The organism is Bradyrhizobium sp. OAE829 (genome assembly GCF_040546575.1).
In the GTDB taxonomy this organism is placed as follows: domain Bacteria; phylum Pseudomonadota; class Alphaproteobacteria; order Rhizobiales; family Xanthobacteraceae; genus Bradyrhizobium.
Genome location: NZ_JBEPOE010000001.1, coordinates 2334367 through 2358929, shown reverse-complemented (window position 1 = coordinate 2358929; position 24563 = coordinate 2334367). Strand labels below are relative to the sequence as shown.

Genomic DNA, 24563 nt, shown 5'->3' with positions numbered 1-24563 from the left:
CCAACTGGTGGCCTCGTCCTTCGAGACGCCGCTTCGCGGCTCCTCAGGATGAGGAGATAGAGCTCATTTGACAATTCTCGAAGCCATATCCGCGACCGCTTTCATCACGGCGTCACGGACGCCGGAATCGTACAGCGTGTGGCCGGCGCCTTCGACCAGGCGAATTTCGGCTTCGCGCCACACCGCGGCAAGCGCATGCGAGGTCGCCGGCGGGCACAGCAAATCATAACGGCCCTGCACGATGATACCGGGAATGTCAGCAAGCTTGCCGGCCTCTTCGATGAGCTGGTTCGGCCGCATGAAGCAGTCATTGGCGAAATAATGCGCTTCCATGAACGGCGTGGCGGGCAGGGCGCGCGACGAGTTGACCGGATCGAGCCGGGCGCGACTAGGTGTGTGCTCGGAGAGGATGCGTTCGGTCTCGCCCCAGGCCCGTGCGGCCGGGCCATGCACGGCGGTATCGGGATCAAGGATACGGCGGAAATAAGCATCGATCGGTTGCGTGCGTTCCGCTGGCGGCAACACGTCGAGGAACTCCGCATGCAGCGCCGGATAGAAGCGCGGCAGCACGTCGAGGAATCCATCCTCGATCTCCTTGCGGGTGCCAAGGAAAGTGGCGCGCAGCACGATGCCGGTGACGCGGTCGGGATGCGCTTGCGCATAGGCCAGCGCCAGCGTCGCGCCCCAGGAGCCGCCGACGATCATCCAGCCCTCAAAACCGAATTTCTCGCGGATCTTCTCCATGTCCGCAATCAGATGCGGCAGGGTATTGTCTTCACGCCGGCCCTTGGGGCGGCTGCGGCCGGCGCCGCGCTGGTCGAACAACACGGCATGGAATCTTTCAGGGTCGAACAGCCGGCGGTGATCGGGCTGGCAACCGCTGCCGGGCCCGCCATGCAGATAGACCGCCGCAATGCCGCCGATGCGGCCGACGCTCTCGACATAGATGTCGTGGCCATCGCCGACATCGAACTGCTCCGAGGTCAGCGGTGCAAACGGATCGGCGCGTTTGGCGGATTTTCCGGCGTCGGCGTCAGGCGCCATGCTCGCCTTCCGTCTCCAGCGTGCCGCCGGCGAAATTGCGATAGAGGAAACGGTTATTGTCGGAGGCTGCTTCCTGCTCGGCCTGCTTGAAGATCTGCTCATGCATCGGCGACAGCGTGCAGGCCGGATCGGTGTTGCCGGCATCGCCGGTCAGCGCGAAGGCCTGGCAGCGGCAACCGCCGAAATCGATCTCCTTGAACTCACAGCTCTGACACGGCTCGGGCATCCAGCCGGTGCCGCGATAGCGGTTGAAGGCTTCGGAGTTCTGCCAGATCCAGGCGATCGAGTGATTGGATCGCACCGAAAGGAATTCGAGCCCGGTGATGCTCTCGGCGGCGTGACACGGCAGGATCTTGCCCGCGGGCGAGATGTTGAAGAATTGCCGGCCCCAGCCACCCATGCATTTCTTCGGCCGCAGCGCGTAATAATCCGGCACGACGTAGTCGATCGCGAGAATGCCCTTCAGCCGCACTTCGGCTTCCTCGACGATGCGGCTGGTCTCCTCGATTTGCGCCACGGTCGGCATCAAGGCGGCGCGGTTCTTCAGCGCCCAGCCGTAGTACTGCACGTTGGCGACCTCGAGCCGGTCGGCGTCGAGATCGACCGCCATCTGGATGATGTCGGACAGCTGATGCAGGTTCTGGCGGTGCATGACCGCGTTGACCGTCAGCGGCAGGTCGAGTTCGCGCGTCCACTTCGCGACCTCCAGCTTCTTCTCATGCGACTTCTTCAGGCCCGCGACGCGGTCGGCCACCATGGGCTCGTTGCCCTGAAAACTGATCTGCACGTGGCACAGCCCGGCATCAGCCAGATCAGACAGTTTTGGTTTTGTCAGCAACACAGCGGAAGTAATGAGATTGCTGTAGAGCCCGACATCGCTGGCGTGCTGGACCAGTTCGACCAGATCCTTGCGCGCGGTCGGCTCGCCGCCGGAGAAATGGATCTGCAGCACGCCGATTTCGGCAAGCTCGGTCAAAACCTTCTTCCATTCCTCGGTGGTGAGCTCAGTGCCGCCGCGGTCGAGTTCGAGCGGATTGGAGCAATAGGGGCATTGCAGCGGGCAGCGGTGCGTCAGCTCGGCCAGCACCGCGAGCGGAATGCCGAACGTCTCCGCCGTCGAGCGCCGCTGCTCCAGCACCGAGAGCCCGTCATGGGGCGCAGTTGCCGCTTTGCCGTCGGTGAGAATGTCGCTCATGACGTCTTCTCGCGCGCTTCGGTCAGAAAGCCCTTGTCGGCGAGGTCCTGCAGCATCGTGATGACGTCGGTTGCAATTGCCTCACGGGGCGCGGCGTATTTCGCGGTCAGCTGATCGATCATATCAGAGACGCTGCGAACACCGTCGCAAAGCTGCAGCACTTCGACCGCGATCTCGTCCGGCGCCAGCACGCGCTCCGGCGCCAGGATCACCCAGACCTGCCGCGTCTCATCGAATTTCAGCTTGGCGTGCCGCGGCAATTTCGGCCGGCTCGCCTCGCTGACACTGATGTTGCGGCTTACTGCCATCGATCGCTAATTCCTGGTTTGTGGTTTCGGCTTCAGCCCTCTTGGGGGACGAACGCGCCGGGCGGTATATGGCCGTCGACATAGGCATGATACAGCGCATCGAGCTGAACCCATAGCACATTGGTTTTGAAGATCAGGGCGTTGCAGACCGCCTCGCGCTCCGCCGGCGTCCTGGCGTGCGCCTTGACGTAGTCGAGCGCGAATCCGGCGTCGCGCGGCGCCTGCTGCAGGCGGCGGCTGAAATAGCTCATGATGTCGGGGTTGACGAAATCATAGTGCTGCAGCATGCCCGAGATGCGCTCTTCATGCAGGTTCGGCGCGAACAGTTCCGTCAGCGAAGAGGCGATCGCCTCAAGCGGCGTCTTGTCGCGGCAGAAATGCACGTAGGCCTCGACCGCAAAACGCGTCGCGGGAAGGATGCCTTCGGTCGATTCCACATAGGCGCTGTCGAGCCCGAGGCCCTCGGTCAGCTTGAGCCAGCGCTCAATGCCGCCTTCGCTGCCCAAATCGCCGTCATGGTCCTCGATCCGGTGCCGCCATTCGACGCGGGTCGTACGGTCGCGGAACCGCGAGATCACCATCGCATCCTTGAGCGGGATCGTGCTCTGGTAAAAATACCGGTTCAGCGCCCAGGCCTGCACCTGGCCCTTGTTGAGCTTGCCGCCATGCAGCAGCCGGTGGAACGGATGCAGATTGTGATAGCGCGTCGCGCCGATGTGGCGCAGCGTCGCCTCCAGTTCCTCGGCGTTATTGAGCGAAATGCCTTTGCCGATCGATAGCGCGGTCATTCTGGTGACGGGCACGACGCTCACAGCGTGATCTCCATTCCATCGGCGGGGATGTGCCAGCCGGCCTGCTCGGCGGTTTTGCGCTCGTCCGAGCTGTGCAGCAAGGCGGGGTTGGAGTTGTTGATATGCAAAAACATCTTGCGCCCGATGTCGAGTCCTTCAAGGCTTGCGATCGCGCCGTCCTCGCCTGACATCGATATGTGTCCCATGCTTTGCCCGGTCTTGTTGCCGAGGCCCGCGGCAACCAGTTCGTCGTCGCGCCACACCGTGCCGTCAAAGAACACCAGTGCGGCACCTTTCAGCCGCGCCTTCAGATCGTCGGTCACCCGCGCGCAGGCGGCAACAAAATAGAGATATTTGCCGCTTGTCTTGTCCAGGATGCGAAGCCCGAGCGTATCGCCCACGCCACTGCCGCCGGCCGGATGCGCCTTGCCTTCGAGATACCACGCGCCCTTGCCGGGAACCTCGAAGGGGAGGATTTCGATGCCGGATGGCGAACCATCGGGCAACTCAGGCTCGAACGCCTGGTCGACCGCGATCGGCTGGCGTTTCACGTTCGTTTCGCTCAGCACATTAAAGATGCTGTTGGATTTGAGGATCGCAAGCACCCGTTCATGCGCATAGAGGGTGAAGGGCGATCCCTCGCGCATCGACAACAGGCCTGCGACCGCGTCGATCTCGCCATTGGTCAGAATGACGCCCGCAATCGGACTGTGACGGAGCTGGCCTGCCTTGGGATGAAGCTGCGGCGTCGCGGTCAATTGCTGGCGCAGATCGGGCGAGGCGTTGACCAGGAACCAGTGCTCGCCGTCGGCGCTGACCGCGATCGAGGCCTGCGTGCTCTGGAGCTCGGGATGTTCGTTGCGGGCCGTCCGGCACACCGGACATCCGCAGTTCCACTGCGGAACGCCGCCGCCCGCCGCGGCGCCCAGGACGACGACGCGAAGCATGATCCGTCTCCTGGCAAATTCAAAACTTGAGCACAAACGGTGGGGTCGAAACGCCACGAGGTGGATCAGGGCCAAAGACACAGTTCCGCGTTCGGGAACGTGTCAGGACCAAAGATCCACCTCGTTAAGCCTTGGCGATCGCTGCCGGTTACTTCCGGGCGGCGCACGCATACATGTTGATTTCCATGCCGACCGGCACTTCGACGATTTTTGGTGCTTTCCAGGCCATTAGGCGCTCCTTTTGATACCGGACGAACTTCGCCCTCGGAGATAAGGTACTGCGGATCAGAAAGTTCGCCAGTGAAATCTTTTTGCCGTATGTCCTCCCTGTTTTCATGTTGCATCGCGAGATAATTCACGTTTTTGTGCGGAGGCCCGTGGTCAAAACGGCGTGGGATCAAGCGTTTCCGGGTTGATCGCAACGCCGCGAATGCTGATTTTCCGTTGGACGGAGCGCTGCCGGCTTCAGATAAAGAACTTGTGAAAAATGGGCTGGCCTCCGGCTGCGGGGCATCCATGGAGTAGGTTACCGCCGATGCCACGCTATTTTTTCAACACCCGTATCGGCGATGAGCTGATTTCCGATCCCGATGGCGAAGTGCTGCGGGATCCCGACCGCGCCTGGGAAATGGCGCGCGCCATGATCCGGGAACTGCTCAAGACCGAGGGCACTGACGGCGCGCTGCTGAACGCGACCATCGAGGTCACCGACGACGAGGGCGAGATCGTGCTCGAGTTTCCGTTTACGGAGGCCATCCTCGACACGCCGGATCGCTCCATCACCCGGCATTGATTCAGCCTCCGTCATTCCGGGGCGCGCGATAGCGTGAACCGCAGGTGCGCAATTGCGCACCGGGGAATCTCGAGATTCCCCGGTGTGCAAATGCACATCTGAGGTTCGATGCTGCGCATCGCCCCGGAATGACGGTGAGTGACCGATCGCCACCGATGTTTTCCGATTGCAAATGTACGGACAAATATTAGAGAGTGCCGCCCGGGGGGCCACCGGCGGATCATGTTTGCCGCGCGAGGATAAGGCTCCCGCCAGGGAGAATGCCATGAAGAGCTATTCGTCGGCGCCGCGCAGCCTGTTGCTGGCCGGTGCTTTTTTCGGTGCATTGACGTTGACCGCTGCAGCGCAGCAGCCCGCCACGCCGCCTGCGGCAGGTGCGGCGCCGGCAGCCGCAGCCCCGCTTCCGCCGGGCTCGCCCTTGATCGGCCGGCCTGCCGATAACGAAGCCGCCGCCAAGCTCGCGCCGATCGCACCGCCGCCGATCCCCGCCGCGCCCGACAAATTGCCGACCGCCAAGCTGAAGGTGCCGGCCGGCTTCAACATCGAAGTCTACGCCGCCGGGATGGCCAACGCGCGCTCGCTGATCGAAGGCGACAAGGGCACGGTGTTTGCCGGCACCCGCCTCATCGACAAGGTCTACGCGGTCGTCAACAAGGACGGCAAGCGTTCGGTGAAGGTGATCGCTTCCGGCCTCTATCGTCCGAACGGCCTCGCGTTCAAGGACGGCACGCTCTACATCGCCGAACTGTCGAAGATCTCCAGGATCGACAAGATCGAGGACAATCTGGACAACGCGCGGAAGCCGACCGTGATCTACGACAATCTGCCGAAGGACGAAGCCCATGGCTGGAAGTTCATCGGCATCGGCCCCGACAACAAGCTGTACGTTCCGGTCGGGCAGCCCGGCAACAACGTGCTGCATTCCGATGCCCACGGCCAGATCAGGCGCATGAATCTCGACGGCTCCGGCGCCGAAGTGCTCGCGCGCGGCGTGCGCCAGACAGTGGGATTCGACTGGCACCCGGAAACCAAGCAGCTCTATTTCACCGACAACGGCCGCGACTGGATGTCGGAGGACGTGCCGGAGGATGAGCTCAACCGCATCACCAAGGTCGGCGAACATTTCGGCGCGCCCTATTGCCTGCAGGGCAATATCGTCGATCCCGAATTCGGCTGGGGGAAATCCTGCAGCGACTACACCGCGCCGGTCGGCCTGCTCGGCCCTCATTCCGCAGCGCTGGGCATGCGGTTCTACACCGGCAACATGTTCCCGAAGTCCTACAAGAACGCGATCTTCATCGCCCGCCATGGTTCGTGGAACCGGACCAAAAAGGTTGGCGGTGACGTCCTCATCGCCCGGCTGAACAAGGACGGGTCAGTCAAATCCGTGGAGCCGTTCCTCACCGGGTTCGTCGAGGACAACAAGTATATCGGTCGCCCGGTCGATGTGCTGCAGCTGAAGGACGGCTCGCTGCTGGTCTCCGACGACTACAACGGCGCCGTCTATCGCATCACCTACGGCAAGCAGAAGGTGGCTGGCGCTAAGTGATTGGCGTTCGTCGTGAGTAGCAACGCGACGAATACGCTACTTGGTCATTCCGGGCTGGTGCGTAAGCACCAGACCCGGAATCTCGAGATTCCGGGTTCGATGCCTTGCATCGCCCCGGAATGACGACGAAACATTGCTGGAAGCTCGATGCGTAAAACAATAACAGCGCTGGCGTTCACCCTGATCGCCTCAATCGCAAGCGCGGAAACCTTCCAGGAGCGCATCGCGCCGTGTCTGGCCTGTCATGGCGAACGCGGACAGTCGGAGACCGAAAACACGCCCTCGCTCGGCGCGCAGCAGGCGCCTTACACGCTGATCCAGCTCTTCATGTTTCGCGAGAAGCTGCGCAGCTTTGAGCCGATGAACGAGATGGCGAAGGCGCTGACCGACGACGATCTGCGCACCTTCTCCGATTTCATCGCGAAGATACCCAAACCCACACCACCAGCTGAGGCCGGCGATCCCGCGCGGATGCAGCGCGGCCAGGCGCTGGGGCGGCAGCATCGCTGCAACAGCTGTCACAACCCGGATTATTCCGGCAAGGAAAACGTGCCGCGGATCGCCAACCAGCGCGAGGATTATCTGGCCAAGACGCTCGGCGAATACAAGGACAATAGCCGCCACGGCTATGACGGCAGCATGGCCGACGTGATGGGCCCGATCACATCAGAGCAGATCGCCGATCTCGCTCATTTCATTGCCCATTTGCGCTAAACCCCCGTTCACGGCCCCGGCTGGCGTTGCCGTTCGCGCGGCGCTACAAGGCGGTCAAACGGAGTTTCCCATGCAAGAAATCTGGCGCCTGTCGGCCGCGGAGCTGGCCTCGCTGATCAAGACAAAAAAGGTCTCGGCAACGGAGGCGGCCACGTCAGCATTGGCGCGGCTGGACGCGGTCAATCCCCAGATCAATGCCGTGGTCGACCACAAGCCGGCCGAGGTGCTGGCGCAGGCCGCGGCGATCGATGCCGCGATCGGGCGGGGCGAGGATGTCGGCCCCTTGGGCGGCGTACCCATTACCGTGAAGGTCAATATCGACCAGAAGGGCTTTGCCACCACCAACGGCCTGAAGCTGCAGCGCGAGGCCATTGCGGCGGACAACAGCCCCGTGATCGATAACCTCTACAAGGCCGGCGCCGTCATTTTGGGGCGGACCAATTGCCCGGCCTTTTCCTATCGCTGGTTCACCACCAATCTCGTGCATGGCGATACCAAAAATCCCCGCGATCCCGGCATCACGCCGGGCGGCTCCTCGGGCGGCGCGGGTGCTGCGGTCGCGGCCGGCATCGGGCATATCGCGCACGGCACCGATATCGCGGGCTCGATCCGCTACCCGGCCTATGCCTGCGGCGTCCATGGCCTGCGGCCGACGATGGGCCGGATCCCGGCGTTCAACGCCGCGCTCCCCGAGCGCACGATTGGTCCCCAGATCAGCGCCGTGTCAGGCCCTCTGGCGCGGACGATCGGCGATATCCGGATCGCCCTGGCGGCGATGTCGGCCCGGGATTGTCGCGATCCCTGGTGGGTGCCGGCGCCGCTGGAAGGCCCGCCGGTGCCAAAGCGCGTCGCGATGTGCCTCAATCCTGATGGCCTCGATCCCGTACCGGAGGTGAAAGCCGCCGTTGCCGACGCCGGCAAGCGGCTGGAGCGCGCGGGCTGGATCGTCGAGGAAATCGCCAATACGCCGCCGCTGCGCGAGCCCGCCAATCTGCAGACCAAGCTCTGGCTCGGCGACAGCTATGAGGCGCAGCTGGAGACCGCCGAGCGTGAGGGCGATCCCGGCGCGCTGGCCTGTCTGCGCGGCAACCGGACAAAAGTGTTTCCGTTCGATGCCGCTTCGTTCTCGAAGGCGCTGACCCGGCGCGCGACGCTGACCCGTGAATGGCTGGAATTCTTCGAACAATACCCGGTGCTGCTGATGCCGGTATCGGGCGAATTGCCGTTCCCCGACCACCTTGACCGCAAGGACGAGGCGTCTTTTGCGAGGGTCTGGCACGCCCAATTGCCGCAGATTGCCATTCCCTTCATGGGGCTGCCCGGGCTAACGGTCTCGACAGGCTTGGTGGGACGGATTCCGGTCGGCGTTCAGCTGGTCTCCGGCCGTTACCGGGAGGATCTCTGCCTTGCCGCGGGCGAGGCGATCGAAGCCGGCGGAACGCCGTCGGCGGCGATCGATCCGGCAAGCTAACAGAGCGTTTTCAAGCGAAGTGGACACCGGTTCGCGTAAAGAAAACGCGTCAAACAAGAGACCGAAGGTTCGATGTCAGCTATCTATGATTTCACGGCACAGTCGCTGGCCGGCGAAGAGGTTCCGCTCAGGCGGTTCGAGGGTCAGGTGCTGCTGATCGTCAACACCGCCAGCGCCTGCGGATTCACGCCGCAATACAAGGGCCTGGAAACCTTGCATCGCGAACTTTCGCCGCGCGGTTTTGCGGTGCTGGGTTTTCCCTGCAACCAGTTCGGCGCGCAGGAGCCGGGCGACGCAAAACAAATCGAGGCGTTCTGCGAAACCAGATTTCACGTGACGTTTCCGATGTTCGCCAAGATCGACGTCAACGGCAGCAAGGCGCACCCGCTGTATGAATACCTGAAGAACGAACGATCGGGCCTGCTGGGCTCGTCGATCAAATGGAATTTCACCAAATTCGTGATCGACCGTTCGGGCAAGGTGGTGGGGCGCCATGCACCGACCGTGACCCCCGAAGCACTGAGAAGAGAAATCGAGGCACTGCTATGAACGAGAAAACCGAAACCGACGCGTTCCCCGACCGCCTGTCGACCAATCCGAGCAGCCCCTACTACAACGAAGAACTGCTGTCGCGCGACGTCGGCATCCGCTTCAAGGGCGCCGAGAAGACCAATGTCGAGGAATACTGCATCAGCGAGGGCTGGATCCGCGTCACCGCGGGAAATGCCAAGGACCGCTTCGGCAATCCATTGACGATCAAGGTTCATGGCCCGGTCGAGCCGTACTTCCGGGACAAAGCGTAACCCCGAACGATGCCTCCTCGTCATTGCGAGGAGCGAAGCGACGAAGCAATCCATTCTTTCTTTCCCTGCGGCTAGATGGATTGCTTCGCTTTGCTCGCAATGACGGGATAGAGACCCTCGACCTAAATTCTGCTTTCGAAAGCCACCACCATGTCCGTCCGCATCGTCGACGTCTGCGAAATCACAAAGCCGATCTCCTCGCCGATCCGTAACGCCTATATCGACTTCACCAAAATGACGACGAGCCTCGTCGCCGTCGTCACCGACGTCGTGCGCGATGGCAGGCGCGTGGTCGGCTATGGCTTCAATTCCAACGGCCGCTACGGGCAGGGCGGCCTGATCCGCGAGCGCTTTGCGCCGCGGCTCAAGGAGGCCGATCCGAAGTCGCTGCTCGATGCATCAGGCGCAAATCTCGATCCCGACAAGGTCTGGTCGACATTGATGTCCAACGAAAAACCCGGCGGCCATGGCGAGCGCTCGGTCGCGGTCGGCACCATCGACATGGCGGTGTGGGATGCGGTGGCGAAGATCGGGGGCAAGCCGTTGTTCCGGCTGCTTGCCGAGCGCCATGGCCTTAAAGCCAATCCGCGCGTCTTCGTATATGCCGCCGGTGGTTACTACTATCCCGGCAAGGATCTCTCCGCGCTGCGCGGCGAAATGCGCGGCTATCTCGACCGTGGCTACAACGTCGTCAAGATGAAGGTCGGCGGCGCGCCGATCGCGGAAGACCGCGAACGCATCGAAGCGGTGCTGAAGGAAATCGGCAATCAGGCGCAGCTCGCGGTGGACGCGAATGGCCGCTTCGATCTGGAAACCGCGATTGCGTATGCAAAAATGCTGCGGGAGTATCCGCTGTTCTGGTACGAGGAGGCTGGCGACCCCCTCGATTACGCGCTGCAGGCAGCTCTCGCCGAATTCTATCCGGCGCCGATGGCGACCGGTGAAAATCTCTTCAGCCATCAGGATGCGAAGAACTTGATCCGCTACGGCGGCATGCGGCCGGACCGCGACTGGCTGCAATTCGACTGCGCGCTGTCCTACGGCCTCTGCGAATATCAGCGCACGCTTGAAGCCTTGAAGACCCATGGCTGGTCGGCCAGCCGCTGCATCCCGCATGGCGGCCACCAGATGTCGCTCAATATCGCCGCCGGTCTCGGGCTCGGCGGCAATGAGAGCTATCCCGACCTGTTCCAGCCCTATGGCGGTTTTCCGGATGGCGTTCGCGTCGAGAATGGCCACATCACCATGCCTGATTTGCCGGGTATCGTCTTTGAGGGCAAATCCGATCTCTACAAGGAAATGAAGGCGCTGGCGGCGTGAGAATGGTTTTCCGAGCCGTCAGTTCACCAATCATCTATCTCTAAAGGACGCTGCGATCTTGACCAGCAAACTTCCCCAACTCTCGCTCGCCAAGGACAAGATTCGGGTCTTGCTCCTTGAAGGCGTCAACGACAGCGCCGTGCAGCTGATCGAGACGGCTGGCTATTCCAGCATGACGCGCTTGTCCAAGGCGCTGGAGGGCGATGCGCTCAAGGAAGCCATCAAGGGCGTGCATCTGCTCGGCATCCGCTCCCGCACGCAGATCACCCCGGATGTACTGGAAGCCGCGGACCGGCTGATCGCGATCGGCTGCTTCAGCGTCGGCACCAACCAGGTGGATGTCGACGCCGCGCGCCGCAGCGGCATTCCGGTGTTCAACGCGCCGTTTTCCAACACGCGAAGCGTGGCCGAACTGGTGATCGGCGAGATCGTCATCCTGCTGCGCCGGATCGTGGCGCGTTCCAACGCGGCCCATCAGGGGCGCTGGGACAAGTCCGCCAGTGACAGCTATGAGGTGAGGGGCAAGACGCTCGGCATCATCGGCTACGGCAATATCGGCTCGCAGCTCTCCAATCTCGCCGAAGCGCTGGGCATGAAGGTGATCTTCTACGATCACACGGACCGGCTTCGCCACGGCAACACCGAACCGGTCGCGAGCTTGCATGAGCTATTGGCGCAAAGCGACGTCGTGTCGTTGCACGTGCCGGAGACGCCAGCCACGGCTGGGATGATCGGGCGCGAGGAGATCGCGGCGATCAAGCCTGGCGCGTATTTCATCAACAACAGCCGCGGCACCGTCGTCGATCTGGAGGCGCTCGCCGACGCGCTGCGCGAAGGCAGGCTCCGTGGCGCCGCGGTGGACGTTTTCCCGGTCGAGCCGCGCTCGAACGCGGATCGCTTCGTATCGCCGTTGCAGGGGCTGGAAAATGTCATCCTGACGCCGCACATCGGCGGTTCGACCGAGGAGGCGCAGGAGCGCATCGGCGCCGAGGTGGCGCGCAAGCTGGTCGATTACAGCGATTCCGGCTCCACCATGGGCGCCGTCAATTTCCCGCAGGTCCAGCTGCCGCCGCGGCCGTCGGGTACACGGTTCATCCAGGTGCAGCGCAATCTGCCGGGCATGCTGGGCCGTTTGAATGAAGTGCTGGCGCGCCATTCGGTCAACATCGCCGCGCAGTATTACGAGACCGATCACGACGTCGGCTATGTCGTGCTCGACGCCGATGCCTCCGCTGCCGACGGCCAGCGCGTGCTTGCGGACATCCGGGCCCTGGAAGGCACCATCCGCGCCCGGTTGCTCTACGAATACAAGATCTGAGCAGGGATGAATGCGCTGGCGGCTAGCCCGTCATGGCCGGGCATAGCCGTCTGAAGGACGGCGTCGCTTCCGCTCGCCTATGTCCCGGCCATCCACGTCTTTCTTTGCTGCCGCCAAGTCGTGGATGCCCGGGACAGCCCAGGCATCACGGGTCAAACATCTTGATCAGGGGCCCTACGACAGCCGCATATCCAGCAGCCGCCGGCCTTCGGTCTTGAGCAATTTCTTCACCGCGCTGGAGGCGGCGATCTCGCCCTGGTTGGCGTAGGCTTCGTGGTTCTTTTCGATGTCGTCGAGCCGGTAGAGGTAATTGACCATGATGCCGGCGGACTCGCGAACGCCCTTCGGCGAGAGATCGCCGAGCCAGTCGATCCGCTCCAGCCGCGCGCCGTTGCCGATATGGAAGCGCGCCACCGAATCGATCAGCCGGCCTTTCGAGGTGCGGGCTTTGAGGAAATAATGCGCCGCCAGCGGCTCGAGCACCGCGCGCAGTTGCGTGGTGGTCTCCGCGTTCTCGAACCAGCCGGGCTGGTTGAGCTTTTCCAGCAGCGTGCGTTCGTCGTCGGACAAGGGAACGTCGTCGGCTTCCTTCAGCCATTGCATGAAGCCCGGCACCGGCGACAGCGTCACGAAGGTGTCGAGCTTCGGCAATTCGCGCCGCAATTCCTCGACCACCTGCTTGATCAGGAAGCTGCCGAACGAGATGCCGCCAAGTCCCTTCTGGGTGTTCGAGATCGAATAGAACACGGCGGTACGGGCGCGTTCGATCGCCACCGGCTGGCGTTCGGCGGCGAGCAATGGTGCGATCGCGGTCGGGATCGTTTCGGTCAGCGCGACCTCGACGAAGATCAGCGGCTCGTCGGTCAGTTGCGGATGGAAGAACGCGTAGCAGCGGCGGTCGATCGGGTCGATGCGGCGGCGCAGATCGTTCCAGTCGTGGATTTCATGCACTGCTTCATAACGGATGATCTGTTCCAGAATGTTCGCTGGCGTCGACCAGTCAATCCTGCGCAGCACGAGAAATCCCCTGTTGAACCAAGAAGACAGCAGATGCACCACGTCGCGGTCCAGCGCTGCCAGATCCTTGTTGCCCTTCATGAGCGAAAGCAGATCGGCGCGCATCGCGACCAGATCGCTGGTGCCGCCCGGCGCGCGGTTGAGCCGGCGCACCAGTTCCTGGCGCCGTGGCTCGGAAGCAAAATGAAGATCGCTGGCGTCGGCGTCGCTCGGCTGCGCGCGCCAGCTCTCGATCGCCCGCGAAAGCCGTTCGCGGTCGGGACCGTAGTCGCGGGCGAGGGCGGCAAAGAACGAGAGCCGGCCGGCTGTGTCGAGGTCATGGTAGCGATCGAGCACTTCACGGGCCATCGCGGTGCCCGTAGCCTCGCCGCGGCCCGACAGCAGCGCTTCGCACAGTTCAAGCAGTTCGGAGGCGTCTTCCTTGGTGTCCGAAGATCCGCCGCGCCGTAGCAGCGTGCGGCCGCGTTCGGAAATCGTCGAAAGCAGGTCGGAGAAGAAGGCGTTGGCCATGGGCTAAGTCGATTCCGGAGGTGATGCCGAACCTTATATCGAATCTAGGGCGCGGCCGATCTTATTCAAGCGCATGGATCGTACGGAAATATGTCAGGCTTCGACGAAGGTATAATTCAGGCCTTTTCCGCAAATTCGGTCGGCGTCTTGCCGGTGACCTGCCGGAAGGCGTGCGAAAACGCCGGTACGCTGGCATAGCCGAGGTCGGAAGCCAGCTGCTTGACCGAGACGTTGACGTCGGTGGAGAGTTTTTCGATCGCGGCCGCGACACGGGCGCGCTGGCACCAGCTCTTGAAGCTGAGTTGCGTCTCGGCCGAAAACAGCCGCGACAGCGTCCGCGCCGAGGTGCCGACCTCGCGCGCCAGCGTTTCGATCTCATGGGCGCCGGTCGGATCCGACAGCACGATGTCGGCGGCGCGCCGACAGCGCGGCTCGTGCGGCAGCGGGATGAAGGTCGCGGAATCTTCGGCCTGGTGCAGCTCCAGCATTGCGAGTTTGACCAAAAGGCCGGTCCGCTCAGCCGTGGTGTGCTCGTCGAACAGCGCCAGAATTGCCTGATGCAACAGCGGCGACACCCGCACCACGAATTCTGACCTGAGGCTCTCGCTGCGCTCCTCGCGGGCCAGCCAGTCGAGGTCGAAATACAGGGTGCGCATTTCGATGTCGGCGAGCACGTCGATGGCATGCGCCAGCCGCGCCGGCACCCAGACCGCGCGGTCGGGCGGCACCAGCCAGCGACCCTTCGGGGTAGTGACCTGCATGGTGCCCCGGGCGGCGTAAACCAGCTGCGCCTCGCGGTGCATGTGGGTGTCGATCCGGAAGCCCTTCTTGTAGTTGTTGGCGATCATATGGATGCCGTCGCCGGTCGAGATGCGGCGCCCGATAATGGCGGCGATTGGCTTTTCGGCGATATTCATTGGCGACATCCCGTCAGGACAACTCCCTATAACCTATTTTGGAAAGTTGCGGGATTCGGGCCAGCCCTCGGACCGGGACCCGCCCGCCAAGAAACGCCCAACAAGCGCCAAGGACTGGACCAGACCATGAACAGCCCCAGCCGGGTGATCGGCTTCGTCAACGCCGCCCATTTCATCGACCATTACGCGATGCTGATCTTCGCCGCCGCGGTCATCATCATGGGGCCGGCATTCGGCATGGCCTATTCGGAGCTATTGCCTTACGCCACCCCGGGCTTCGTCGCCTTCGGCGCGGGCTCGCTGATCACAGGCTGGCTCGGCGACCGCTGGAGCCGCCGCCACATGATGGTGATCTTCTTTGCCGGCATCGGCGCCTCGATGATCGCGGTCGGCTTCGTGCAGACCCCGCTGCAGCTCGGCGCGGTGCTGCTCTCGATCGGCCTGTTCGCCTCGATCTATCACCCCGTCGGCACTGCCATGATCGTATCCTATGCCGACAAGCTCGGCCGCGAGATGGGCCTGAACGGGGTCTGGGGCAATCTCGGCGTGGCGTCGTCGGCGCTGGTCACCGGCGTGATCGGTCAATATCTCGGCTGGCGCTGGGCCTTCATCGTGCCGGGGGTCGTCACCATGTTGATCGGCGTGGCCTTCGCCATGCTGGTCGTGCACGAGGATCGAACCGGCTCCAGGCAGGCGGCGGCGCAGGCGCGCATCGCCAAAGAGGACATGTGGCGGGTGATCCTGGCGCTGCTGATCGTCGTGATCGCGATCTCGACCACCTTCAACGCCGTCACCGTGGCGCTGCCCAAGCTGTTCGCGGAGCGGCTGGCCGACTTGACCGCGAGCCCGGCGCTGCTCGGCGTCATCGCGGCCGGCGTCTATGTATTCGGCGCGATGACGCAATACACCATCGGCAAGCTGATCGATCACTACTCGCTCAAGACCGTGATGCTGCCGCTGTCGTTCCTGCTGGCGCCGTTCCTGTATTTCGCGGCGACGCTGTCGAACCTGCCGCTGATCATCGCCTCGATCGGCATCGTGATGGGCGCGTTCGGCCAGGTCACGGTCAATGACGCCATGGTCGGCAAATACACGACAGATGAATGGCGTTCGCGCGCTTACTCCGTGCGCTACTTCATCGGCTTCACGGCGGCGGGCGCTTCCGTCGGGCTGGTGGCGTGGCTGTACGAGAAGGGCGGCTTCGTCACCATGCTGCAGGCGTTTGGCGCGCTGTGCCTGCTGGTGATCGTCGCCGCGATCATCCTGCCGCAGGAAATCAAGGTGCCGGCGGCGCGGACGAATTGATCGCAGTCGAGTTTTCGCGGGCTGTCAGTTCGCCAGCGTCAGTTAGCCAGCGCCTTGCCGATGATATCGGAGCTCTTCTCTGCGACCATGATCGTCGCCGGGTGAATGTTCGGCGAGGGCATCGCCGGCATGACGGACGCGTCGACGACCCGCAGGCCTTCGATGCCGCGAACGCGGAGCTGGCTATCGACGACGGCCCCGTCATCCTCGCCCATCCGGCAGGTGCCGCAGGGATGATAGACGGTCGAGCCGACGTTCCGTAAGTAGTCGGCGGCCTGTTCGTCGTTTGTAACTTCCGGACCGGGCCTGATCTGTTCGACCACCAGCGATCGGAAAGGCTCTGTCGCGACGATTTGCCGGGCGATGCGAAAGCCCGCCAGCATGATCCGCATATCGTCAGGGTCGGTCAGGTAATTGGCGCGGATGTGCGGCGGCGTGCGGCCCTCCGCGTCGCGCAGCGTGATTTCACCGCGGCTCTTCGGCCGGCAAACGCTGAAGATGAAGGTAAAGCCCGGCCAGCGATGCAGGCCGTTCTTGAACCCGTCCGTCGAAAAATTGAGGCACTGATACTGGATGTCAGGCACCGGTTCGGCGGGGTCTGATTTCGCAAACAGCGTCGCTTCGGTCGCGCCGACCGAGAGTTGTCCGGATCCCCTGAGCAGCCATTCGAGCGCGAGTTTGACCGACTTGGCCGGGCTCATCACGGCTTCGTTCAAGGTATCCGTCGCATTGGTCTTGAATGTGAAGTTCGATTGATAATGGTCTTGCAGCTTCTTGCCGACGCCGGGCAGATCGCATTTCACGTCGATGCCGAGTTTTGCCAGTTCTGCGGCCGGGCCAATGCCGGAGGCGAGCAACAGCACCGGAGAGTTGATCGCGCCGCTTGAGACGATGAGCTCGCGCCGCGCGCCGATGCGCTGGATCTGGCCGTCGCGTTCGACTTCCACGCCGATGGCGCGGCTTCCATCGAACAGGATGCGGCGGACGCGGGTCTTCGTCATCAGTTCGAGGTTTTTGCGGGCAAGGTTCGGCTTGAGATAACCGACCGCCGTCGAGCGGCGCCAGCCATTGTGGACGTTGAGCGGGGCGAAGCCGACGCCGTCAATGCGCTCGCCGTTGAAATCGGGGTTGCGCTGATATTGCAGGCGCTCGCAGGCCTCGACGAAGGCCTTCGCCGCCGTCGAAGGGCGTTTGATGTTCGACACCGTCATCGGACCGCCGGTGCCGCGCCATTCGTTGGCGCCATCAACGCTGTGCTCCATCCGCTTGAAATAGGGCAGCACGTCATTGTAGCCCCAGCCACGCGCGCCAAGGCGCTGCCATTCGTCATAGTCGCTGGGCGCGCCGCGCAGGAAGACGAGGCCATTGATGGAGCCGGAGCCGCCCAAGACCTTGCCGCGCGGCCAGATCACGGTTCGGCCGCCCAGACCCGGTTCGGGTTCGGTTTCGTAACCCCAGTTCATCTTGGGGTTAGGGACCAGTTTGCCGAAACCCATCGGAATGTGAATCCAGGGATTGCGATCGCGTCCGCCGGCCTCGATGACGCAAAGCGACACGTTTGGATTTTCCGTCAGTCGTGCCGACAGAACGCAGCCGGCGGAGCCGCCGCCCACCACGACGACATCGAATTCCGCATCAAAACCGGATTTACCCATCAAGACGTTTCGCTCCCGATCTGCTTTTGCGGCAGAGCATAGTGGGCGACGCATGGTCTGGATAGGCTCGCGTTCGCGCTACTCGACCTTCGGCAGCACCGCGTGCAGATGGTGGTTGGAGATCTGCATCAGGCCGCTGAAGGGTTGGCTGAGATCGACGATCAGGAACAGCGCGCTCGACACCGAGAGCGCGAACACCAGAATGGCCGCTATGACGATTGGGCCAGGGTCGGCGAACAGGCTGAAGCTCGCGAAGATCACCACCAGCCAGAACGTCAGCACGATGAAGAACGGCACCGGTATCGCATTGTCGCTTTGCGTGAAAACCAGCAACCGCGTCCGGCCCATGTCGGTGGTGATCTCGATGATCCGGGATTTCAGCGAAGTCTGTTCGGCATTGGCCGGCTTCAGGCCCTCGACCGCGTTGTAAAATCGCTCGGCATTCCTGCCGATCGCGAGCGTCGATCCGCCGTCTTCGCCGATGCTCTGCTGCCAGATCCGTAGCGCTGCCGACGGGATGATTTCCCGTAGCAGGGTCCGCGCGGCCTTTGCTTCCGGGCCGTATTTGGCGAGCAGCTGATCGACCAGAACGGCGTTGGTGCCGAGCTGGCGTATATTGCTGCTCTGGGCATCAAAGGTGTTTTTGGCGGAGGCAATCATCAGGCCGATCACGAGGGCGGCCAGTGTCGCGAGAAATCCCGCACCGAGGCGGATGGTTTCCCTGGAGCCGCCGTCGAGCCGCTCCGCCAGCAATGATCTTTTCAGAATCATGCCGATGGCCGTACCGATCAGGATCGATACGAAGGAGGCCAGGAACGCGGTCGTCGAACTCATGGCATAGGCACCTGTGTGGTCGCCGGGCAGGGGTATTTCATTTTCTGCGCTTCGCCAATCCGCATATGCATGGCGGATAGCTGTACCCGCCATCGTCCCTGCGCTAAAAGCAGGCCTCCAGAACTGACCGGGCGCGAGACCCGGCGTGGAGGAAACGATGTCCCATCAATTGCCGCGACTTGCCGGCCTCGTCCTTGGAGCTATGATGATAGCCATGCCGGCAAATGCCGATGCCCTGAAAGATGAAATCGCGCCGACCGGCAAGCTGCGGGTGGCGATTGCGATCAGCCCGGCGGGCGGCGCGTTCTGGTCGACCAAAACCGAATCCGGCTATGCCGGCGTCCCGGTCGATCTCGGCAAGGCGATGGCGGCGCAGCTCGGCGTTCCCGTCGAATATGTCGTGCACCAGAATTCCGGCCAGATCGTTGACGCCGCGTCGAAGGGCACCTGGGACGTCACCTTCCTGCCGAAGGATCCGGAGCGTGAGGGCAAGATGTCGTTCGGGCCGATCTATGAGGTCGCGGACGCCACCTACATCGTCAAGCCCGGCTCGACGGTGACTGACTTTGCGACCCTCGATCAAACCGGCGTCAAGATCGCCGCCGTCAACAACACCACGACCATGCGCGGCGCGATCGTGCATCTGAAGAATGCCAAGGTCACCGGCTACCAGACCTTTGACGAAATCGCCGGCCTGCTCGCGAAGGGCGAGATCGATGCCTTCGCATTGTCGCGCGAAACGCTCAATGCCATGGCCAAGAAGATTCCGGGCACGCGCGTACTCGACGAAACCTTCAAGCAGACGGTGACCGCGGTCGCGGTGCCGCTCAATCATCCGTTGTCGCACGCGTTTGCGGTCAAGTTCCTGACCGAGTCGATCTCGAACGGCACACTGCGCAAGGCCTATGACAATAACGGCCTGAAGGACTCGCCGATCCGGACTCAGACGAAGTGAGCGGTTAGAGCGTTAGATCTCACTGCTTCCACGAGCACGCAAGCGCTCCCTCTCCCGCGCTTGCGGGGGAGGGTTGGGGTGGGGGTGTCGCCTCGAGTCAGACTGCTCGTGTGAGGACGTCGCGCCCTGCGCTACATCTGTGCAACTGCACAAATACAAGGCATGAGAGCCATGCCCCTGGATGCGATCCGGGGCGATTAATCCTGTAAAATCACGGGGTTTTTGCCACTTCCGCGCCAGCGCCCTGTTGGCACATCGATTGCTTAAATACATCTCAGTCAATGACGACTGCCGTCCTACGGATTGCCAAAGCCAGTGTTGGCCAAGGCGCAGGGATCAGGCGACCTCCATGAGGCGCCTGGAGCAGTCATCGGGACCACTCCACAAACATCTCTGTCTCAGATCAAGCGTGAGCGTGTGACCCGCGGCGCCCAGCAGAAGCGTTTGCTTCTGCGGCCGGTTGCGGCATGCGCGCGCGAGGACGGCTCGCCACACCTCACATCGGCGCGGGCCAAAGGGCTGCCGGCGCCGGTTAGATTTTTGCGAAACAGGGGGAACTGCAATGGCCTATCTCGTGCCTTCGGAATTCGTGACCAAGATGGTCGATGCCGGAGAATCCAAGATCTTCATGTCGACGCGCGACACCATCATCCGCGCCTATATGGCCGGCGCGATCCTCGCGCTCGCCGCAGCCTTTGCGGTCAGCATCAATGTGCAGACCGGCGTGCCGATCGTCGGTGCGGCGCTGTTTCCGGTCGGCTTCTGCATGCTCTATCTGTTCGGCTTCGACCTCCTGACCGGCGTGTTCGTGCTGTGTCCGCTGGCGCTGATCGACAAGCGTCCGGGCGTGACGCTGGCCGGCGTGCTGCGCAACTGGGGCCTGGTGTTCGTCGGCAATTTCGGCGGCGCGTTCACGGTCGCCGTGATGATGTCGATCGTCTTCACGTTCGGCTTCTCGACGCCGCCGGACAAGGTCGGCCAGGTGATAGGCACCATCGGCGAAAGCCGCACCGTCGGTTACGCCTCGCACGGCGCCTCCGGCATGCTGACGCTGTTCATCCGCGGCATGCTCTGCAACTGGATGGTCTCGGCTGGCGTCGTCGGCGCGATGATCTCGACCACGGTCAGCGGCAAGGTGATCGCGATGTGGATGCCGATCATGCTGTTCTTCTACATGACGTTTGAGCATTCGATCGTGAACATGTTCCTGTTCCCGTCGGGCCTCCTGATGGGCGGCCACTTCACCGTCTGGGATTACCTGATCTGGAACGAGATTCCGACCGTGGTCGGCAATCTCGTCGGCGGCCTCGCCTTCACCGGCCTGACGCTGTACGCCACCCACGTCAAGACGGCGCCGAAGCGCGCGGTGGGTTGACCATCTCTACCTCCGGGGTCTCAACTCTGTCGTGAGTTGAGGCCCCCTGCCTTTGACGGGACAGATGCCGCGTGAACTGAAAATATCGGTCGGGCAATATTCTGACAAAGGTCGCAAGGAGACCAATCAGGATTTTCACGGCGTCCTGATTCCGGCCGAGCCGCTATTGAGCCTCAAGGGCATCGCCATCGTGCTGGCGGACGGCATCTCGAGCAGCAATGTCAGCCGGATCGCCGCCGAGTCCGCGGTCAAAGGTTTTCTGACCGACTATTACTGCACCTCGGAATCCTGGTCGGTGCGAACCTCAGCCCAGCGCGTGCTGGAGGCGACCAATTCCTGGCTGCATTCGCAAACGCGAAGAAGCCAGTATTCCTACGAGCGGGACCGCGGCTACGTCTGCACGCTGAGCGCCATCGTCCTCAAGTCGACCACGGCGCATCTGTTTCACGTCGGCGATTCCAGGATCTATCGCCTGTCCGGCAACTCGCTGGAGCAGCTGACCAACGACCATCGCGTCATCATTTCGTCGGAACAGTCCTATCTCGGCCGCGCGCTCGGGGTGAATCCGCAGATCGAAATCGACTACCTGATGTCCCGGGTCGAGAAGGGCGACACCTTCGTGCTGGTGACCGACGGCGTCTACGAACATGTCAGCGACCGCCATATCGCCAGAACGGTTCGGGATAACGCCGCCGATCTCGACCAGGCGGCAAAAGCCGTCGCCGAACTCGCCTTTGAACTCGGCAGCAAGGACAATCTCACCATCCAGATCGTTCGCGTCGACGAGCTGCCCGAAAGCGCCGCCAGCGAAGTGTTCGGGCAGCCGAGAGAACTGCCGCTGCCGCCGCTATTGGAAGCGCGGCAGGTTTTCGATGGCTACCGGATCGTCAGGGAATTGCACGGCTCTAGCCGCAGCCACATCTACCTCGCCGTCGACATCGAGAGCGAGGAGGTCGTCACGCTCAAGATCCCCTCGATCGACCTGCGCGACGACCCGGAATATCTGAAGCGGTTCATGATGGAAGAATGGGTGGCGCGGCGGATCGACAGCCCGCACGTGCTGAAGCCGTGTTTGCCGTCACGCAAGCGCAACTTCCTCTATGTCGCGACCGAGTACATCGACGGCCAGACGCTGACGCAATGGATGATCGATAACCCCCGACCGACGCTGGAGACGGTGCGCGGCATCGTCGAGCAGATCGCCAAGGGTCTGCGCGCCTTTCACCGCAAGGAGATGCTGCATCAGGACCTGCGGCCCGACAACATCATGATCGACAGGACCGGAACGGTGAAGATCATCGATTTCGGCTCGACCAAGATCACCGGCGTCATCGAGGCCGCTCCATCCGGCAACCGCAACGACATTCTCGGCACCGCGCAATACACCGCGCCGGAATACTTTCTGGGCGAGCCGGTCTCGTCGCGCTCCGACCTGTTCTCGCTCGGGGTCATCACCTATCACATGCTGACGGGAAAGCTGCCCTATGGCGCCGCAGCGGCGAAAGCCCGAACCCGCTCGCAGTTCAACCGGCTGGTCTACAGTCCCGCCTCGCACCGCGACCGCGAGGTGCCGGTATGGGTCGACGGCACGCTGGAGCGCGCGGTGCATCCGAACCCTTACAAGCGATACGACAGCCTGTCGGAATTCCTGCACGATTTGCGTCATCCCAACGCGAACTATCTCAGCACCTCGTCAACACCGCTGATCGAGCGCAACCCGCTGCTGTTCTGGAAATCGACCACGGTGGTGCTGGCGCTGGCGATCATCGTGCTGCTGGCGATGCAGCACGGCATGCATCGGTGAGGGCGCTTCACCTCTCCCGCTTGCGGGGGAGGTGAAGCGAAAGCGCCGGGTGGGGGCTCTCTCCACACGAAGAGTTTGACTCGTGGCAGCACCCCCACCCCGACCCTCCCCCGCAAGCGGGAGAGGGAGCGCCAGCACCGCCTAATTCCCCGCCCCCACGATCGGGTCCATCCCGCTCTTGACGATCTCCGGCCGCGCCGCGGGCGAGGCGAGGAACTTGATCAGCGCCTTGCCGGCGTCGGGTTCCTTGGAGACGCTGGCAATCGCAGCGGAGAACACCGTGATCTTCTGCAATTCGTCGGGCAGGGGACCGACGATGTCGATGCCTTCTACCGGCCGCAGCTCGCTGATCTGCTGGAAGCCGATCTCGGCGTTGCCGTGCGCGACGATTTCGCCGACCGGGGTCGCCGGAATTTTTCGCGCCTTGTCCTTCATGGCGTCCTTGATGCCGAGCTTGTCGAACATCTCGGTCGAGACATAGACGCCGCTGGCGCTGTCGGAATAGGCGATGGTCTTGGCGGCCAGCAGCGCGCGCTTGACCGCGTCCGCGTTGCTGATGTCCGGCTTCGGGGCGCCTGCCTTCACCGCAACCCCGATCGGCGATTTGACCAGGTCGATCTTGCTGTCCGCAATCACCTTGCCCTGCCTGGCGAGATCGTCGATCGCATAGCCGACCATGATCAGCACGTCTGCGGCCTCGCCGCGCTCCAGCCGCACCGGGATCGCATTCGCCGTGGTGCCCATCGACGGACCGTAGGCGGTCAGCACCTTGTGGCCGGTGGCACGCTCGAATTCGGGGACCAGCGCCTTATAGGCAGCCGCCAATCCGCCGGAGATCATGACGCGCACCTCGGCGGCCGAGGCTGAGACTGAAAACGCAAGAGCGGCAACGAAGCCGAGTGCGAGTGCGCGGAAGTTAGTTGAATTCAGCCGCATGGTTATTCCTCCCGGGGCGCTTCTTGAGCGGACGTCCTTGTGACGATGTTACTGCGCGTAAGGCCAAGCGGCTATCCCAAATGAAGCCTTCGCCACCTTGCATACGACACTCTCACTGGTTGCACGTTACGCCTAAGGTCTAGTTCCACGAGCCTGCTTGCTTCGGCACAAATAGTCCTGACGACAACGAAAACCAAACAGGCGGAGGATGCAGATGGGCAGGCTCTCGTGGCGCCGGTGGACACGAAACAAGGACAAATCCGCAAGCGAGAGGACGCCCCCGTCCGAAGAGTTTGCAGGCGGGGATCGGCGCCAGCTGTTGCAAGCCCTTTCCGCGATCGCCGGCAGCGGCGCGCTGGCTGTGATGTCGCAACCCGCCGAAGCGAAAGACTCGAGCGAGCTGCCGCCTCCCAAGCTGGCGCTGACCGGGCGCGATGCAGCCGGCAAGTCGGTGTTCAAGTCCTTTGACGTCACGTCGAAGGTCGTGGAGATCGACAGCAATCCGGGGCTGACATTCTACGAGCTCTACATGACCGAAGGTGTGCCGCAGCTCACGGGCCTCGAGCCGGACCCGATGCTCAAGGGCACGATAGGCTTTCCCGGCCCGGGCGGCACGATGTTCCGCCTGATCTCGTATCCGCCGAGGCGGCCCGAAGGCTACAAGCCGCCGGCCGGGGTCACGTTCGAAAGCGGACTGAAGGAATTGTCCGACAAGCTCCCCGGCATGGGTGACGTTTTCGACCGCAGCGCGCCGGGCATGCATACGTCCGATACCGTCGACTACGGCGTCGTGGTTCGCGGCGAGATGACGCTTGAACTGGACGACGGCCAGAAGGTCCATCTGCGCCAGGGCGATTGCATCGTGCAGAACGGCACAAGGCATCGCTGGCGCAACCCGCTATCGGAGCCCTGTCTGATGGCCTTCGTCTCGATCGGCGGCAAGCGCGCCTAGGGCTTGCGCTGTTAGCGACGCGACAGCCTTCGTAGTTCAGGACACCGTAT

24 protein-coding genes are annotated in these 24563 nt (G+C 62.8%); 13 read left to right on the top strand and 11 right to left on the bottom strand.

What is annotated here, in order from left to right:
* Positions 1 to 63: 63 nt before the first annotated feature.
* The 6 genes from pip to pqqA form a co-directional block, all read right to left on the bottom strand.
* Positions 64 to 1044 carry a prolyl aminopeptidase gene (pip, locus tag ABIE49_RS11415; protein ID WP_192740093.1) on the bottom strand — a complete coding sequence of 327 codons (981 nt, stop codon included), beginning with the start codon at positions 1042 to 1044 and terminating at the stop codon, positions 64 to 66.
* Positions 1034 to 2239, bottom strand: a complete 1206-nt coding sequence (gene pqqE, locus ABIE49_RS11410) for a pyrroloquinoline quinone biosynthesis protein PqqE (protein ID WP_192740092.1) — start codon at positions 2237 to 2239, stop codon at positions 1034 to 1036. Before pqqE ends, pip begins: the two co-directional genes overlap by 11 nt.
* The gene (gene pqqD / locus ABIE49_RS11405; protein ID WP_192740091.1) at positions 2236 to 2547 is read right to left on the bottom strand and encodes a pyrroloquinoline quinone biosynthesis peptide chaperone PqqD; all 312 of its coding nucleotides are present in this window, start codon (positions 2545 to 2547) and stop codon (positions 2236 to 2238) included. Before pqqD ends, pqqE begins: the two co-directional genes overlap by 4 nt.
* A 32-nt stretch (positions 2548 to 2579) precedes the next feature.
* Positions 2580 to 3335 (bottom strand): pyrroloquinoline-quinone synthase PqqC, encoded by a 756-nt coding sequence (gene pqqC, locus ABIE49_RS11400; RefSeq protein WP_210337537.1) that lies wholly within the window; start codon positions 3333 to 3335, stop codon positions 2580 to 2582.
* A gap of 20 nt (positions 3336 to 3355) precedes the next feature.
* The gene (gene pqqB, locus ABIE49_RS11395; protein ID WP_192740089.1) at positions 3356 to 4285 is read right to left on the bottom strand and encodes a pyrroloquinoline quinone biosynthesis protein PqqB; all 930 of its coding nucleotides are present in this window, start codon (positions 4283 to 4285) and stop codon (positions 3356 to 3358) included.
* A 148-nt stretch (positions 4286 to 4433) separates the two neighbouring features.
* Positions 4434 to 4514 carry a pyrroloquinoline quinone precursor peptide PqqA gene (gene pqqA / locus ABIE49_RS11390; RefSeq protein ID WP_012029362.1) on the bottom strand — a complete coding sequence of 27 codons (81 nt, stop codon included), beginning with the start codon at positions 4512 to 4514 and terminating at the stop codon, positions 4434 to 4436.
* Between the two features lie 306 nt (positions 4515 to 4820).
* On the opposite strand from pqqA, the gene ABIE49_RS11385 reads away from it, so the two are divergent.
* The 8 genes from ABIE49_RS11385 to serA all read left to right on the top strand — a co-directional run bounded on the left by ABIE49_RS11385 (position 4821) and on the right by serA (position 12253).
* A complete protein-coding gene (locus tag ABIE49_RS11385; protein ID WP_192740088.1) occupies positions 4821 to 5078 on the top strand; it encodes a DUF6894 family protein in 258 nt (85 codons plus the stop codon).
* Positions 5079 to 5343: 265 nt separating this feature from the next.
* Positions 5344 to 6627 carry a PQQ-dependent sugar dehydrogenase gene (locus ABIE49_RS11380; RefSeq protein WP_192740087.1) on the top strand — a complete coding sequence of 428 codons (1284 nt, stop codon included), beginning with the start codon at positions 5344 to 5346 and terminating at the stop codon, positions 6625 to 6627.
* Positions 6628 to 6774: 147 nt separating this feature from the next.
* A complete protein-coding gene (locus ABIE49_RS11375) occupies positions 6775 to 7341 on the top strand; it encodes a c-type cytochrome (RefSeq protein WP_192740086.1) in 567 nt (188 codons plus the stop codon).
* Between the two features lie 70 nt (positions 7342 to 7411).
* Complete coding sequence (locus ABIE49_RS11370; protein ID WP_192740085.1) at positions 7412 to 8812, top strand: amidase family protein; 1401 nt, start codon at positions 7412 to 7414, stop codon at positions 8810 to 8812.
* Positions 8813 to 8884: 72 nt separating this feature from the next.
* Positions 8885 to 9361, top strand: a complete 477-nt coding sequence (locus ABIE49_RS11365; RefSeq protein WP_192740084.1) for a glutathione peroxidase — start codon at positions 8885 to 8887, stop codon at positions 9359 to 9361.
* Positions 9358 to 9615 (top strand): DUF3297 family protein, encoded by a 258-nt coding sequence (locus ABIE49_RS11360; RefSeq protein ID WP_192740083.1) that lies wholly within the window; start codon positions 9358 to 9360, stop codon positions 9613 to 9615. The genes ABIE49_RS11365 and ABIE49_RS11360 overlap by 4 nt, the downstream gene beginning before the upstream one ends.
* A 150-nt stretch (positions 9616 to 9765) precedes the next feature.
* Complete coding sequence (locus tag ABIE49_RS11355) at positions 9766 to 10935, top strand: mandelate racemase/muconate lactonizing enzyme family protein (RefSeq protein ID WP_192740082.1); 1170 nt, start codon at positions 9766 to 9768, stop codon at positions 10933 to 10935.
* 58 nt (positions 10936 to 10993) lie between these two features.
* A complete protein-coding gene (serA, locus tag ABIE49_RS11350; protein WP_192740081.1) occupies positions 10994 to 12253 on the top strand; it encodes a phosphoglycerate dehydrogenase in 1260 nt (419 codons plus the stop codon).
* Between the two features lie 174 nt (positions 12254 to 12427).
* Here serA and ABIE49_RS11345 read toward each other — a convergent pair whose 3' ends face one another.
* On the bottom strand, positions 12428 to 13780 hold the full coding sequence (locus ABIE49_RS11345) for a malonyl-CoA decarboxylase (RefSeq protein WP_192740080.1): 1353 nt from the start codon (positions 13778 to 13780) through the stop codon (positions 12428 to 12430).
* A 116-nt stretch (positions 13781 to 13896) separates the two neighbouring features.
* Positions 13897 to 14697, bottom strand: a complete 801-nt coding sequence (locus ABIE49_RS11340; protein WP_354066756.1) for an AraC family transcriptional regulator — start codon at positions 14695 to 14697, stop codon at positions 13897 to 13899.
* 126 nt (positions 14698 to 14823) lie between these two features.
* Between ABIE49_RS11340 and ABIE49_RS11335 the strand changes: the two genes are divergently transcribed.
* Positions 14824 to 16002 (top strand): MFS transporter, encoded by a 1179-nt coding sequence (locus ABIE49_RS11335; RefSeq protein WP_192740078.1) that lies wholly within the window; start codon positions 14824 to 14826, stop codon positions 16000 to 16002.
* Between the two features lie 38 nt (positions 16003 to 16040).
* Here the strand turns inward: ABIE49_RS11335 and ABIE49_RS11330 are convergent, their stop codons facing one another.
* Together ABIE49_RS11330 and ABIE49_RS11325 are read right to left on the bottom strand one after the other, a co-directional pair.
* Positions 16041 to 17657, bottom strand: a complete 1617-nt coding sequence (locus ABIE49_RS11330; RefSeq protein WP_192740118.1) for a GMC family oxidoreductase — start codon at positions 17655 to 17657, stop codon at positions 16041 to 16043.
* Positions 17658 to 17735: 78 nt separating this feature from the next.
* On the bottom strand, positions 17736 to 18491 hold the full coding sequence (locus tag ABIE49_RS11325) for a bestrophin-like domain (RefSeq protein ID WP_192740077.1): 756 nt from the start codon (positions 18489 to 18491) through the stop codon (positions 17736 to 17738).
* 157 nt (positions 18492 to 18648) lie between these two features.
* Between ABIE49_RS11325 and ABIE49_RS11320 the strand changes: the two genes are divergently transcribed.
* The 3 genes from ABIE49_RS11320 (at position 18649) to ABIE49_RS11310 (ending at position 22625) form a co-directional block, all read left to right on the top strand.
* Positions 18649 to 19446, top strand: a complete 798-nt coding sequence (locus tag ABIE49_RS11320) for a transporter substrate-binding domain-containing protein (RefSeq protein WP_192740076.1) — start codon at positions 18649 to 18651, stop codon at positions 19444 to 19446.
* A 562-nt stretch (positions 19447 to 20008) separates the two neighbouring features.
* Positions 20009 to 20821: a formate/nitrite transporter family protein gene (locus ABIE49_RS11315; protein ID WP_192740075.1), complete on the top strand. Its 813-nt coding sequence runs from the start codon at positions 20009 to 20011 to the stop codon at positions 20819 to 20821.
* A 64-nt stretch (positions 20822 to 20885) separates the two neighbouring features.
* Entirely contained in the window at positions 20886 to 22625 is a 1740-nt protein-coding gene (locus ABIE49_RS11310) for a bifunctional protein-serine/threonine kinase/phosphatase (RefSeq protein WP_192740074.1), read from the top strand.
* Between the two features lie 141 nt (positions 22626 to 22766).
* Here the strand turns inward: ABIE49_RS11310 and ABIE49_RS11305 are convergent, their stop codons facing one another.
* Complete coding sequence (locus ABIE49_RS11305; RefSeq protein WP_192740073.1) at positions 22767 to 23561, bottom strand: substrate-binding domain-containing protein; 795 nt, start codon at positions 23559 to 23561, stop codon at positions 22767 to 22769.
* Positions 23562 to 23880: 319 nt separating this feature from the next.
* Here ABIE49_RS11305 and ABIE49_RS11300 point away from each other — a divergent pair, with 319 nt between their 5' ends.
* Positions 23881 to 24513 (top strand): cupin domain-containing protein, encoded by a 633-nt coding sequence (locus ABIE49_RS11300; protein ID WP_354066755.1) that lies wholly within the window; start codon positions 23881 to 23883, stop codon positions 24511 to 24513.
* The last annotated feature ends 50 nt before the right edge of the window (positions 24514 to 24563 follow it).

Bases quoted from the DNA above. Each gene is read 5' to 3' on its own strand.
- ABIE49_RS11315 (WP_192740075.1), top strand. From the start codon at position 20,009: ATGGCCTATCTCGTGCCTTCGGAATTCGTGACCAAGATGGTCGATGCC.
- ABIE49_RS11380 (WP_192740087.1), top strand. From the start codon at position 5,344: ATGAAGAGCTATTCGTCGGCGCCGCGCAGCCTGTTGCTGGCCGGTGCT.
- ABIE49_RS11330 (WP_192740118.1), bottom strand. From the start codon at position 17,657: ATGGGTAAATCCGGTTTTGATGCGGAATTCGATGTCGTCGTGGTGGGC.
- ABIE49_RS11310 (WP_192740074.1), top strand. From the start codon at position 20,886: ATGCCGCGTGAACTGAAAATATCGGTCGGGCAATATTCTGACAAAGGT.
- ABIE49_RS11370 (WP_192740085.1), top strand. From the start codon at position 7,412: ATGCAAGAAATCTGGCGCCTGTCGGCCGCGGAGCTGGCCTCGCTGATC.
- pqqB (WP_192740089.1), bottom strand. From the start codon at position 4,285: ATGCTTCGCGTCGTCGTCCTGGGCGCCGCGGCGGGCGGCGGCGTTCCG.
- ABIE49_RS11325 (WP_192740077.1), bottom strand. From the start codon at position 18,491: ATGAGTTCGACGACCGCGTTCCTGGCCTCCTTCGTATCGATCCTGATC.
- ABIE49_RS11340 (WP_354066756.1), bottom strand. From the start codon at position 14,697: ATGAATATCGCCGAAAAGCCAATCGCCGCCATTATCGGGCGCCGCATC.
- pqqD (WP_192740091.1), bottom strand. From the start codon at position 2,547: ATGGCAGTAAGCCGCAACATCAGTGTCAGCGAGGCGAGCCGGCCGAAA.
- pqqA (WP_012029362.1), bottom strand. From the start codon at position 4,514: ATGGCCTGGAAAGCACCAAAAATCGTCGAAGTGCCGGTCGGCATGGAA.
- ABIE49_RS11385 (WP_192740088.1), top strand. From the start codon at position 4,821: ATGCCACGCTATTTTTTCAACACCCGTATCGGCGATGAGCTGATTTCC.
- ABIE49_RS11345 (WP_192740080.1), bottom strand. From the start codon at position 13,780: ATGGCCAACGCCTTCTTCTCCGACCTGCTTTCGACGATTTCCGAACGC.
- ABIE49_RS11375 (WP_192740086.1), top strand. From the start codon at position 6,775: ATGCGTAAAACAATAACAGCGCTGGCGTTCACCCTGATCGCCTCAATC.
- ABIE49_RS11335 (WP_192740078.1), top strand. From the start codon at position 14,824: ATGAACAGCCCCAGCCGGGTGATCGGCTTCGTCAACGCCGCCCATTTC.
- pqqE (WP_192740092.1), bottom strand. From the start codon at position 2,239: ATGAGCGACATTCTCACCGACGGCAAAGCGGCAACTGCGCCCCATGAC.
- ABIE49_RS11320 (WP_192740076.1), top strand. From the start codon at position 18,649: ATGTCCCATCAATTGCCGCGACTTGCCGGCCTCGTCCTTGGAGCTATG.
- ABIE49_RS11355 (WP_192740082.1), top strand. From the start codon at position 9,766: ATGTCCGTCCGCATCGTCGACGTCTGCGAAATCACAAAGCCGATCTCC.
- pqqC (WP_210337537.1), bottom strand. From the start codon at position 3,335: ATGACCGCGCTATCGATCGGCAAAGGCATTTCGCTCAATAACGCCGAG.
- ABIE49_RS11305 (WP_192740073.1), bottom strand. From the start codon at position 23,561: ATGCGGCTGAATTCAACTAACTTCCGCGCACTCGCACTCGGCTTCGTT.
- ABIE49_RS11360 (WP_192740083.1), top strand. From the start codon at position 9,358: ATGAACGAGAAAACCGAAACCGACGCGTTCCCCGACCGCCTGTCGACC.
- pip (WP_192740093.1), bottom strand. From the start codon at position 1,044: ATGGCGCCTGACGCCGACGCCGGAAAATCCGCCAAACGCGCCGATCCG.
- ABIE49_RS11365 (WP_192740084.1), top strand. From the start codon at position 8,885: ATGTCAGCTATCTATGATTTCACGGCACAGTCGCTGGCCGGCGAAGAG.